Annotated in this window: 8 protein-coding genes; 3 read left to right on the top strand and 5 right to left on the bottom strand. The window is 45.1% G+C overall.

The genetic code is table 11. The features are described from left to right. Window positions 1-19: 19 nt before the first annotated feature. Both uvrA and DLD82_RS10535 read right to left on the bottom strand, forming a co-directional pair. The gene (uvrA, locus tag DLD82_RS10540) at window positions 20-2,869 is read right to left on the bottom strand and encodes an excinuclease ABC subunit UvrA (RefSeq protein WP_109941087.1); all 2,850 of its coding nucleotides are present in this window, start codon (window positions 2,867-2,869) and stop codon (window positions 20-22) included. A 456-nt stretch (window positions 2,870-3,325) separates the two neighbouring features. Further along, entirely contained in the window at window positions 3,326-3,952 is a 627-nt protein-coding gene (locus DLD82_RS10535) for an SHOCT domain-containing protein (RefSeq protein WP_109941086.1), read from the bottom strand. A 94-nt stretch (window positions 3,953-4,046) separates the two neighbouring features. Between DLD82_RS10535 and DLD82_RS10530 the strand changes: the two genes are divergently transcribed. Beyond that, the gene (locus tag DLD82_RS10530; protein WP_109941085.1) at window positions 4,047-5,672 is read left to right on the top strand and encodes a putative manganese-dependent inorganic diphosphatase; all 1,626 of its coding nucleotides are present in this window, start codon (window positions 4,047-4,049) and stop codon (window positions 5,670-5,672) included. Here the strand turns inward: DLD82_RS10530 and DLD82_RS10525 are convergent, their stop codons facing one another. Genes DLD82_RS10525 through DLD82_RS10515 form a run of 3 tightly spaced genes read right to left on the bottom strand, consistent with a single transcriptional unit; the run spans window position 5,673 to window position 10,382 of the window. After that, entirely contained in the window at window positions 5,673-7,028 is a 1,356-nt protein-coding gene (locus tag DLD82_RS10525; RefSeq protein WP_109941084.1) for a cobyrinate a,c-diamide synthase, read from the bottom strand. It abuts the gene before it with no gap. An 8-nt stretch (window positions 7,029-7,036) separates the two neighbouring features. After that, the gene (locus DLD82_RS10520; RefSeq protein WP_109941158.1) at window positions 7,037-9,487 is read right to left on the bottom strand and encodes a DNA-directed DNA polymerase; all 2,451 of its coding nucleotides are present in this window, start codon (window positions 9,485-9,487) and stop codon (window positions 7,037-7,039) included. Between the two features lie 25 nt (window positions 9,488-9,512). Beyond that, window positions 9,513-10,382 carry a malate dehydrogenase gene (locus DLD82_RS10515; RefSeq protein ID WP_109941083.1) on the bottom strand — a complete coding sequence of 290 codons (870 nt, stop codon included), beginning with the start codon at window positions 10,380-10,382 and terminating at the stop codon, window positions 9,513-9,515. A 55-nt stretch (window positions 10,383-10,437) separates the two neighbouring features. Between DLD82_RS10515 and DLD82_RS10510 the strand changes: the two genes are divergently transcribed. After that, window positions 10,438-11,325: a dihydroorotate dehydrogenase gene (locus DLD82_RS10510; RefSeq protein WP_109941082.1), complete on the top strand. Its 888-nt coding sequence runs from the start codon at window positions 10,438-10,440 to the stop codon at window positions 11,323-11,325. Further along, complete coding sequence (locus tag DLD82_RS10505; protein ID WP_109941081.1) at window positions 11,318-12,079, top strand: dihydroorotate dehydrogenase electron transfer subunit; 762 nt, start codon at window positions 11,318-11,320, stop codon at window positions 12,077-12,079. Before DLD82_RS10510 ends, DLD82_RS10505 begins: the two co-directional genes overlap by 8 nt. Window positions 12,080-12,669 lie beyond the last annotated feature (590 nt).

The following is a 12,669-nucleotide window of genomic DNA, read 5'->3' as shown; positions in this document are numbered from 1 at the left end:
TCACGTGTATAGGATTCATTCAGGCACTAATTTTTTTCCGTTTCGATTTAGCTGCTTTCGGGGGGATATCTCCCAGCATTTTTGACAGAAACGAACCGGTATAACTGTCCGGGTTTACCGCAATCTCTTCAGGTGTTCCGGTTGCGATAATCTCTCCTCCGGCGTCTCCTCCTTCCGGACCCAGGTCAAGGATATAATCGGCAGATTTGATGACATCGAGATTGTGCTCAATGACAATTACGGTGTTGCCTTTTGCTACCAGTTCGGTAAATACCTGGATGAGTTTTCTGACATCATGAAAGTGAAGGCCGGTTGTTGGCTCATCAAGGAGGTATACTGTCTGTCCGGTTGCCCGCTTTGATAACTCCCTGGTAAGTTTGATTCGCTGCGCCTCACCGCCGGAGAGGGTTGTAGCACTCTGACCAAGTTTTATGTAACCAAGACCGACATCAACAAGAGTCTGTAATTTGTTACGGATCTTGGGAATCGAATCAAAGAGTTCTATTGCCTCATCAACGCTCATCTCAAGAACATCGGCGATTGATTTGTCCTTGTATTTGACTTCAAGCGTCTCTTTGTTGTACCGTTTCCCCTTGCATTCCTCACATTCGATGTATACATCCGGAAGGAAGTTCATCTCGATTTTTATCAGGCCGTCACCCTGGCAGGCTTCACACCGGCCGCCTTTTACATTGAAGGAAAACCGCCCTGTCTTGTATCCCCGTATCTTTGCTTCTTTGGTCTCGGCGAAGATCTGCCTTACCTCATCAAAGAGCTTGGTGTACGTGGCAGGGTTGGATCGAGGCGTCCTCCCGATTGGTGACTGGTCAATAACAATGACTTTGTCAATTGGATCATCGCTGGAAACTGCAGTATGTTTCCCGGCTTCGACACGAGAATGGTAAACCGTCTTCTGCAATGCCGGATACAGGGTATCATAGATGAGGGTTGACTTTCCAGAACCTGAAACCCCGGTGATAAGTGTCAGGGTTCCCATGGGAATTTTTGCCGTGATATTTTTCAGATTGTTTTCCGAGCACCCGGAGATGGATATGAACCGGTCACTTGTCCGTCTGGTTTTGGGAATATCTATCTTCATCCTTCCGGAGAGGTAGGCACCGGTTAGAGACTTTTCATTTTGTTCTATCTCAATTGGAGTTCCTTCGGCGATTATCTCTCCACCGTTAAGACCGGCTCCTGGTCCCATGTCGATAACATGGTCCGCTGCCCGTATGGTATCCTCATCATGTTCAACCACGATGAGGGTATTTCCAAGATCCCGGAGCTGGCGAAGCGTATCAATGAGCCGGTTATTATCCCGCTGATGAAGACCGATGGATGGCTCATCCAGTACATAGAGCACTCCCATGAGGTTGGATCCAATCTGGGTTGCCAGCCGAATTCGTTGCGCTTCCCCACCGGAAAGTGTTCCGGCACTGCGTGAGAGGGTCAGGTATCCAAGGCCTACCCGTTCCAGGAAGGTAAGGCGAGCCAGTACCTCCTTGAGAACCTGCCTGGCAATCTCCATCTCCTTTTCTGAGAGATGTAAGTTGTTGAAAAATGCGATACTGGCAGAGATAGAAAGATCAGTCAGGTCGATAATGGATTTATCTGCAACCCGTACTGCCAGAATCTTTTCCTTGAGCCTTTTCCCTTTACATGCCCCGCACGGAGAGATCCTCATGAACTTTTCCAGTTCACGTTTCCGGTATTCAGAGTTTGTTTGGCTATAAAGTCGTTCAGCCTGGGGGAGCAGTCCTTCCCAGGTGCCACGGTGAGACCATTCCCCTTCTCCCTGCTTGTAACTCATATGGAAGGCTATTTTTTCAGTTGATCCATACATCAGGGCATTATACTGCTTTTCTGTAAGATCCTTAATGGGAGTATTAACAGAAAATCCAAAATGATCTGCAACCGCTCCGACAAACTGTGATCGGTATCCATCCAGAAAATTTCGATAGGTGGCGATTGCTCCTTCAGCGATGGATTTTTCCTTATCAGGAATAATAAGGTCTGGTTCAAAATCCATTCTGAATCCAAGGCCCTTACATTCCGGACAGGCACCAAAAGGACTGTTGAAAGAGAACATCCTGGGCTGGAGTTCTTCAAAGGTAATTCCACACTCCGGGCATGCCATCTTTGAGGAGAACAATTTTTCTGTTCCATCTTCGCAGGTAACGATCAGTAATCCGTCAGATCTGGCAACAGCCTGTTCACATGCCTCAACAAGCCGTGAATGGTCAGAAATGTCAAGCCGGTCAATAACCAGGTCGATGTCATGCATCTTGTACCGTTCAAGTACAATATCATCTTCAGTCCGGTGGATTTCCCCGTTTACTCTGACCCTTGCAAATCCTTCCTTGTTTAAATCTTTGAAAAGCTGCTGATATGTTCCCTTCTTCTTCCGGATAAGTGGTGCAAGGATGGTCACCTGGCCTGAACATTCCTCTTCAATGCGCTCAGCTATTCGTTCCGGTGACTGGCCAATGATGGGAAGGTTATGCTCCGGACAGTATGGAATCCCGATTCGTGCATAGAGCAGACGGAGGTAATCATAAATCTCAGTTACCGTTCCAACAGTTGAACGGGGGTTTTTTGAAGTTGATTTTTGTTCGATTGAAATAGCCGGTGAAAGACCTTCGATGGAATCCACGTCCGGTTTATTCATCAGACCAAGGAACTGCCGTGCATATGAGGAGAGGGACTCAACGTACCTGCGTTGCCCCTCCGCATAGAGTGTGTCAAATGCCAGGGTTGATTTGCCTGATCCGGAAAGACCTGTAACAACCACAAATTGATCTCGTGGGATTGTTACGGTGATATTTTTCAGGTTATGTTCCCTGGCACCTTTGATGGTGATATCTTTCATATTTCAATTAATTTATACGTAATTCATTCAAAAATCGGCTCAAATGTAATTATTTGAAGATCATTATCTGATTTGCATATACCTGTTGACTGTTCAGGTACAAATGGGTTCTCTGTCTCCCCGGGGGTACTATCTGAACCTTCTTACCTGGGGAGGGTTTGTAAGAAGAAGGGGAAAAAATAACTCTTATTTGAGGTTTTTTAGGGTAAATATCTGATATTTATATTGATCCTGGTTGTAGGTCTGGTATCATATAAAAATACGTAAGAAATGGGTTTTAAATAATGAATAAATGATTATAGTCGTTTTAATAAGGGGTCGCTATTCTCGAAAGATCGGACCCTTGTAATTAGGTGGTTGATTAGGAGATCGGTGAATAGCGGCCTTCTGTGGAGGTATTTAAATATGCTAGAAAAAATAAAACTTCTCCGGCGTTTTATACAAACCAAAAAAAGGTTATTTCTCTTTGGTCGTTCCGAGAATATCCTCTTTTAATCGGTTAAATTCCTGTTTTGAAAGGTCACCGTCCTTATACATGGCAACTATCTTATCTAGTTCCTTCATCCTCTCCTGAAGATTTGCTTCCCTGGGATTTGCCGGGGCTTTTTCATCAGTATCAGCCTCAATTTTAGGGACTAATATCAGAAGCAATGCGCCAAGTGCAGTCACTATCCACCCGACAGGGATTGAAAGATCGGTATTCTGCATCATTTGGGCCATCACCGGATCCATCTGACCTCCCATTGAGGGAGTCAGTCCACCGGAGAGGAGCATCTGGACTGCATATCCCATGGTTGTAGATGAATATCCATCATATGCCATTAGAACAAATGCCAGTCCTCCTGTCAGGTACAGGAGTTTGGTCCAACCAGAATACAAGAGGAATGCAGAGGCCAGTGCCAAAATAATGTAAAAATATCCCGAAGGAGTCGGACAATAGAGGCATGTAACTCTTCCAATTACAGGAAGATCAACGTACATGGCTATCCCGCCGATTAACAGGGCAACAACTCCGATATATCCGATTAATTTCTGCATGACTCCTGTAACCTGACCCAGGTCTATCTCATCATTCAGGTTCATGTATCCCGCCTTTGTTAGGAATATTCTTCTATGGCAATTTAAAGGATCGGTAATTCATATGTACGGTTAACACGCAATTCTGTGTATATCACTTATGCAGCAAACCTACATCATCGGACACCGGCAGCCTGATACTGATAGTATTGCCAGTGCTATTGCATATGCTTCTCTATTAAACCAGGTACATGAAAACAACTTCATTCCTGCACGGTGCGGGGATATCAATGCTGAGAGCCGGTATGCCCTTGAGATAACCGGTCTTGAAACTCCGGTTCTGATTGAAAATGTTGAGCCAATGGTAGGGGACATCCCATTCCTCTATACTCAGAAAGCTCCAATGAGCCTGCCTGCCATTGATGTTGCCTCTCTGATGGATGAATATGATCTCAGAAACATTCCGATCGTGGATACAGATGACCGGTTTTTAGGTCTTGTCAGTGAACATGGTCTTGCCCGGGCGTATGTCAGTCCCCATGCAAGTCTTCCACTTAAAGTCGGTCCAATAAAACTAGAAGCACTCGCCCGGATACTTCAGGCAGAAATTGTTCATGCCGCCCATGAAGAAATTAGCGGAAGTGCATCTATTGTCATCGACGCACTTCATATATCTCTTGCAAGGCTTGGAGCTGAAGATATTGCAATCATAGGGGATAATGAACCGTCACAGATTGCATTGATTGCAGAGCGAATTTGTGCTCTTATTATTGCCGAAGGTGCACACCTTGGTGAACGGGTCAGGGAGAGTGCGAAAAAAATGGGGGTCACCCTTTTGAAAACACCCCTTGATGCGTTTAGTGTTGGCAGAATGCTCCACCTATCCGGACCGGTCGAGACCATCATGGCAACAGATGCCGAGACACTTCATCGCGATTTCCTTCTCTCAACTGCCGCACAGATTGTTTCAAACTCCCCATACCGGACTGCGTGCGTGACCGATGAGGACGGTCATTTTATTGGCATGCTCTCCAGGAATTCCTTCCTGGAAGATGTTCACAAGTCTGTCATTCTGGTGGATCATAACGAATATGCCCAGGCAGTAGAAGGAATTGAAACCGCTGAAATTCTGGAGATAATTGATCATCACCGTCTGGGAACCATTGCAACATTGCAGCCCATTCGTTTCAGGAATGAACCGGTTGGTTCAACCTCCACGATTATCACTATGAGGTTCAGGGAAGAGCATGTCGTTCCGGACAAGGCTGTTGCTACATTGCTCCTTGCTGGAATTCTTTCGGATACCCTGGTTCTGAAGATGTCTACCACAACAGAACAGGACCGCGAAGCTGTCAGATATCTGTCAGAAATCACCTCAATTAATCCGGAAGAGTTTGGAAGTGAACTTATCAATAAAGGCATGAACCTTGAGGGTGTTCCGGTAGAAGAGCTTATTGTCAGGGATATTAAGGACTATACGCTTCAGGACCGGACTGTGTCAATTGCACAGATCATGACCGGTTCTAAAGATTTTGCACTCCAGAATGACAGAACAATTCGCGATTCTCTCAGTCAGTATCAGACAATGCATGGATATGATTTGAGCATAGTTCTGGTCACCGATGTCATTGGTCAGACAAGTTTCCTGTTTGCTTCTGGTGATTCCGGTCTTGTTAACAAAATGGGGTATCAGAAACAACCGGTGGTTCTTGAAGGTGTTATGTCAAGAAAAAAGGATTTCTTCCCGGTTTTTGGTCAGCGGTTCAGGCAGGTAATGCAGAAATAATTATCTCATTTTATAAGTCCTGGCTGCCTTTACGATGGTGTCTGTAAATTGTCGTGAAAACCAGGCATGAGTGTAACTACCTATTGTTTCATGACAATACATTCCATCATCTCCATTGGAGATACCCTTCCCCCGTGATAACCTGATGCCGTACCGTGCATCATTTTCGGGAGTTACAAATGAATAATGGAATTCATGACCCCGTAACGGAATACCTTCTGTTGTGATATTAGTCCCTCCCGTGGTAGTGCCTTCACTATAACCAAGAGCCTGGAACCGGTTTGCCATCCCGGTTTTTGCCGGAAGAACATCTGCCCACCGGTAGGATTGATCCCCTGACAGGCCTTCGGTAAGATACATCAGCCCACCGCATTCTCCGTAAACTGGAAGGTTATCATCACACGCTTTTTGTATCTCTCTCCTTGCAGGGCCGTTTTCAAGATAGTCCGGATGTAATTCGGGGTAGCCTCCGCCTAAATACAGGGCATCAATGTCAGGAAGGTGATCCTGCATGGGACTGAAAAATATGAGTTCTGCTCCGGATTCTTTAAGGAGGTCCAGGTTATGCTGGTAATAAAAACAAAATGCCGGATCGCGTGCAATTCCGACACGAACCTGGTAATTGGGGTTTTCTTTTTTCCTGACTGTTATTTTTAATGGAGGTGCCGTGGATGCTACTTTCAGAATCTCCGGGACATCACATGATTCTTCAATAAGGGATACTGGTTCCTCTGCTGGTGATTCATCGCCCATGAAAAGGCCAAGGTGACGACTTTCTGTATGAAATGAGGGATCTTTTGGGATGAAACCAAATTGGGGGATCTCTGCTCTTCCTTTCAGCAGGTCTGCATGTTTTGGGCTGCCCACCTTGTTCAGAATCACTCCTGCCATTGTGGAATCAGGTTCGTAATTTTTAAATCCGGCAGCGATGGCATGAACACTGGCTGACATGCCGTGGACCGGAATTACCAGGAGGAGGGGTGCCTTGATAATCCGGGCAATATGAGCAGAACTTCCATACGTGGAATGATCCATTCCGTCATACATCCCCATAACGCCTTCAATAACCGCAATGTCAGCGCCCTGAGTCCCTTCATAGAATGAGTTCAGAACCCCGTCTTCTCCGGTCATTACCACATCAAGATTTCTGGAAACCCGTCCGCATATCCTCGTGTGATGGCTGGGATCGATAAAATCCGGACCAATCTTGAATGGTTGAACGACAAGCCCTCTTTTTTTAAGAGCGGCCATCAATCCACGAGTCACCGTGGTTTTTCCACACCCGCTATGAATCCCTGCGATAACTATGCGGGGAATTGTACACGTGATCTCTTCCCCGGTCTGTTCTTCTTTCATAGTATCAGTTAAAAAAAATCAGAAAGGGTCGTCCTGCTCGGATCAACATCTGACCATGTCCATCCAATCGGTTCAAGGATCCGGGATATGGGAGATTTGAGTGTTTTTTCAAGCATCAACTCCAGATCCACAGTGAATTCTTTTGGAACCTGGTCACCATATTCAAAACAGATGACATCGGTTTTCGGGTACCCTCCATTGACGGCTTTTATGTAGATTCTCTTTGGCTTGCTCCCTTTCCCGAAATTCGTCCCAAAGTTTTTGTTTGCATACGTAGCTCCCCGGACATGTGCATCATCAGTCTCATAGTCCTTGAGTTCTTTTCCAATTCCTCCGGGAATGCCGATTTCATCCAGAGAATATCCTCCGGTCCGGTATTTTTTGATGATATCTCCCAGGTATTTTTTAATTTCCGGGAGTTCGGCACCCTGCAGGATCCGGTTCATTACCTCTTTCATCACCGTCCGGGTAAGGAGTGGTGAATCTGATCGTTTTGCCTCAAATCCAACCATGTCAATTTCATCAACCGACTTTCCCTCTTTCCAGATGAGGTTGCCTGCATAACGCTTCTTCTTTCCACCCTGGAAGAACCGCCTGTAGACTTTTTCGAATTTTATGGAGAAATAATGTTTTTCAGCATGCAGTTTATCTTTCGCGAATGTATTGTAACTCTCATTCAGAATTGCTTCTATTTCACGGGCTTTTGTGATTGTTTCATCCAGGGAATCTGATGGAATCTGGATCATACAGGAATCGGTATCGCCGTATATGACCGTATATCCCATATTTTCAATAATATTTCTGGTATGTTCAATAATTGCCCTGCCAACAGAGGTAACAGCCGATCCAATCTCGCGGTCATAGAGTCTGAATCGGGAATACCCGCTCACTCCGTAGTAGGTATTCATGATGACTTTGATGACATTCTGTTGCATGTCAAAGAGATGATATTCTGCCGAACCAAAGGGGTATTCGTTTCGCTTATTCTTTTTAAAATCACGTTCCAGCAATAGTTCGCTGATGATGCTCCGGGTAAGTCCGTCCGGTTTTGAGTAAAACCGGATACCATTGGGTGCAATAAGATCCCCTTCCGGATTTTTTGTTTCCGGTGAAGCATTAATTGTCATCATCGCCATGGGGTAGAGTGATTTCAGGTCCAGTACTACGACATTTTCTCTAATTCCTGAACTTGGTTCAAATACCGTAGCACCTTCAAATTCATCACCCGGACTATAGCCCTTCGAGGGGAGAATGAACTTTCCATGGGCTTTTCGAAGAATATAGATATCAATGACATTGGATGAATTCAGTGTCCGGTCAAGCGGGCATCCGACATACTTTGCAATCTCCTGGTAAAATTCAATGATATTATTTTTCTGGTTAATTTTGACGCAAAGTTCGACGTCTTTGAAGTTATACTCGACCAGTTCTTCAGGAGATTCATTCCACATCCGCGTTGTCATTCCCGGCTGGTAATGGAAGGCCTTTACGTCACCGACTTCCCGTTCTCCAACTGCATCCAGACGGTATGAGTCCAGTTTTGATGACTGCATCTTTTTGTATGCGGAAAGAAGGTCAAAATCAACCCGTCCTCTGACACCTGAACGCTCACTCATTCCGGGAAGTCGTGCAAGACTGTCAGGGGGAAGACCGAGAGCCCGTATTCTTCCGAAGATAAAAGGCAGGTCAAAGTCGGTAAAATTCCATCCGGAAAGGATATCAGGGTTTTTTTCTTTGATGTAATGTGAAAAATCCCTCAGGAGCGTTGTTTCGTTCTCAAATATTCTGACCGTGTGGGTTTCCTGATTAAAACAGCCATTCACAAGTGATTTATGACAGATCTCTTCTTTTTGAATAGATTTGCCATCGTTCTGAAGAAGAAATGTTGTATAATAATCATCAAAAGAGTCCCAGGTTGTAATACAGATGATCCTGTCCCGATCCGGTGTCGGGAGTCCTCCTTTGTCATCTTCACATTCAATATCAAGAAGACAGTATCTTGATGGAGCATGAACTTCAGCAGGAACAACTTCGTTGTGGGGAACGACTGTTCTACCAGCTGGAACCTCTATTCCTCCGGTTATGCCTGCATCGATCAGGTACCTGGTGGCAAAGGGGATGTCTGCTTCAAAATGTTTGTATTCGCTTCTTACATCCCTGACATCTGATGGTCGTTTTGTATAAAGGCGGCGGAGTTCTTCTCCATGAATTGACTGATAGGGTTTATTGTCAACTTTCAAAACCTGGTCCGGGTGGTTCCGGGTAACCTGTGAGACCGGGATGTAAAAATAAGGATAGAAACCTGTTACCTGAATTTCCTGGAAATCTCCTTTCCCATTTCTTCCAAATATGTGAATAATCGGGCCATCAGCCGCGGTTGAATATTCCACCTGGTTGATACTGATCTGAATCCGTTCCTGATCCGATTTCTGTGAATCAGTCTTTTGAAATTGCTCTATCTGTGTGATATTGTTCCCATTTTCATCAGTCAAAATTCAGCCTCCTGCAGAGATCGGTTACAAAACCGGCTGCATTCAGATAATGTTCCATCTCCCATGAGTCAAGTTCCGGAGTTTTTACCGAAAGGATTCCTTCACGGCCGATGATTACTGGAATTCCAAGAGAACATCCTGAAATCCCATATTCTCCATCCATAATAGCAGAACAGACAAAGTTTTCTTTTGAATCTGTAAGAATTGCTGATACCAGTTGCCATATGTGATAAACCGGAGCGTATTCTGTTGCACCCTTTCCTTTTATGATCTCCATGCTGGCATTACGAAGAGTTGTAAGAATTTCTTCTCTGGAGCTAAGATCCACATCCAATCCAGCCAGGCTGAAAATAGGAACCTGGTGTTCGCCGTGTTCTCCAAGAATTATTCCATCAGGTCGAAGATCCCGAAGACGGAGTTCATAATTAAAGCGGGCTCCGTCCAGTTGACCTCCAAAACCAATAATCCTGTTTTTGGAAAGTCCAATTTTTTTCCAGAGATAATATGTCAGGACATCTGCAGGATTAGTAACAACAATCAGAATTCCTTTGTACTCAGGGATAAGTGCTGCAAGTTCTGCAGCGACAGGTACATTACAGTCCAGTAATGCAGCCCTTGTTTTAATATTTGGATTTCTTGGCAGTCCTGCTGTATAGAGGATAATATCACATGCAGCAATTTTTTCCGGGTTGGTGGAGATTGTTACCGGACATCGCATATGTTCCAGGTCAAGTCGTTGCGCCTCGAGGAGTGGTTGATAGCAGTCATACAATACCAGATTGTCTATCAGACCACTTGACACGGCCCGGGAAGCAACTCCGCCCCCAATGCGCCCGGTACCGAAAACAGCAAGGCTGGTCATCCCATATCCGTAGGAACGAAGAATAGATAATTACCATCATCTCATTTTTCTCATCATGATTACACTGAGTCCAGAGCCCGTGATGATGGGTGGTGTATCTGCGAGAAACCATCTTGTGCTGGCAGCGGGTGTTCTCGGGACCTGCGCTTCTTCGCTTTCACGTATGCTGCGTTCAGGGGCAGGAGCAGTTGTTACAAAATCGATTGGGCCTGAACCACGGTTTGGTCACCCCGGTCCCTGTTTGGTTGTTCTTGAGGATGGACTCATGAATGCGATGGGACTTCCCAATCCTTCAAAGCAATTTCAGGATGAATTATCCGCATTATCCGGCGAACCAGTGATTGTCAGTATTTTTGGGGGAAACCCTGAACAATTTCATGAGGTTGCCGGATGGTTTGCAGATAAAGCGCAGGCGTTTGAATTGAATGTCAGTTGTCCTCATGCTTCAGGATTTGGCGCCCAGATTGGAACAAATCCGGATATTGTGAAGGCCTGCACCGAAGCGGTTAAGGAATGGAAAAAACCTGCCTGGGTAAAACTGACTCCTAATGTAACTGACATTACCAGTATTGGTAAGGCTGCCGAGGAAGGAGGAGCTGATGCAATTGTTGCAATTAATACCGTCAGGGCTATGCGTATTTCAACCGGAATGAGAAGACCGGTCCTGGGTAACAAATACGGAGGTCTTTCCGGGAAGGCAATTTTTCCTATCGCAGTCCGGTGTGTGTATGAGTTGTATGAAGCATGTTCGATTCCAATTATCGGTTGCGGAGGAGTTTCGTGTGCGGAGGATGTGATTGAGATGATGATGGCCGGCGCCCAGGGTGTTGAGATCGGTAGCGCAATTGTTCGTGATCCGGATATTTTTAGTCATATCTGTAAGGATCTGTATGCTCCTGATGGGATATCTCCCCGGGAAATTGTGGGGTGTGCCCATGGCTGAAGGCCTTCCGGTAACGGTAACTATCACAAAGGTGGTGAAGGAGAGTCCGGGTGTTACAACGGTCTTTTTTGACCGCGAGTTTGAGTCATGTATAGGACAGTTTGTGATGGTCTGGGTAGAGGGCACCGATGAGATACCCATGGCCCTTTCGTACAAGAATGCGATAACGATTCAGCGCGTTGGAGATGCTACCACCCGTCTGGTTGCTATGAAACCCGGGGAAAAACTCGGAATTCGTGGTCCTTTTGGGAATGGTTTCAGATTACATGGGAAGATTCTCGCTATCTCCGGAGGGGCAGGTACCGCTCCTCTGCTCCGGGTCGGACTTGAATGTCCGGATGTGACTTTTCTTATGGGGGCAAGAACTGCTGATGAACTAATTTTTCATAAAATGCTTACAGAGAAATGCGATGTCCGGGTAGCAACTGATGATGGTTCTGCGGGATTTCATGGTTATGTTGCAGGTCTGCTCGATGAGATTTCCCTTGATGAGTATGATACTATTGTTGTCTGTGGACCTGATCCCATGATGCGTTCTGTGTTGTCAGTGCTTCAAAAACGGAGTTCACTTGAAAAATCGCAATTCAGCATGCACCGGTACATGAAATGCGGGGTTGGTGTTTGTGGATCATGTTGCATGGATCCTGATGGTTTGTGCGTCTGCAGGGATGGTCCGATATTTTCCGGGTTATCTCTGCAAAACAGTGAACTTGGTAAATATCATCGGAATGCAGCGGGTTTAAAAGAAAAGTAAATATTTTTTTTTATTTTCTAAATTTAAAAAAAATTATCCCTTAAATGAAAAATTATAACTTTTCGAAAAATGTTTAAATAGACTCCGATGCTTTAGATCTCCGATTATTTCCATTAAATTACTAATTACGAATAAGAAACCTTATACGTTCACTGATACAAAAGGAGTATGTAATACCACAAAGAGGGGTATGGTGCAATCAACACCAAGCTGATACGTTAGTATTCATGTTTGGTACTCCTCGCATCAACACCGCCATACCTTCTTTGTTGGTCATTTTTAGAGTTTTTTAAAGTCTAGTGGAACAGAATTTGTTTTTTCTGTGATGGACCTGATTGATCTCGATATCAAATCGAAGTCTATATATGTTGATCAATGCAACTTTGTTATCCCACACGCTTCCTGAAACATCAGGAGCCAGCGGCCGGGTTAGTTGTTTCGAGGGGACTAATACGAAAGTATATATGTTTCAGCGAGCAACGTAAGAGGCCGTTTTAATGGAGAACCGACGAATACCTTCAGGGTAATATTGGTTCTGACAGAGGAATACTGGTAATGTGGATATCTGTCTACATCTGCCAATACTTTAA

It is taken from the genome of Methanospirillum stamsii, from assembly GCF_003173335.1.
Lineage (GTDB): Archaea > Halobacteriota > Methanomicrobia > Methanomicrobiales > Methanospirillaceae > Methanospirillum > Methanospirillum stamsii.
Note: the sequence above shows the minus strand (reverse complement) of the source record. Positions and strands in the feature narration are given on the sequence as shown.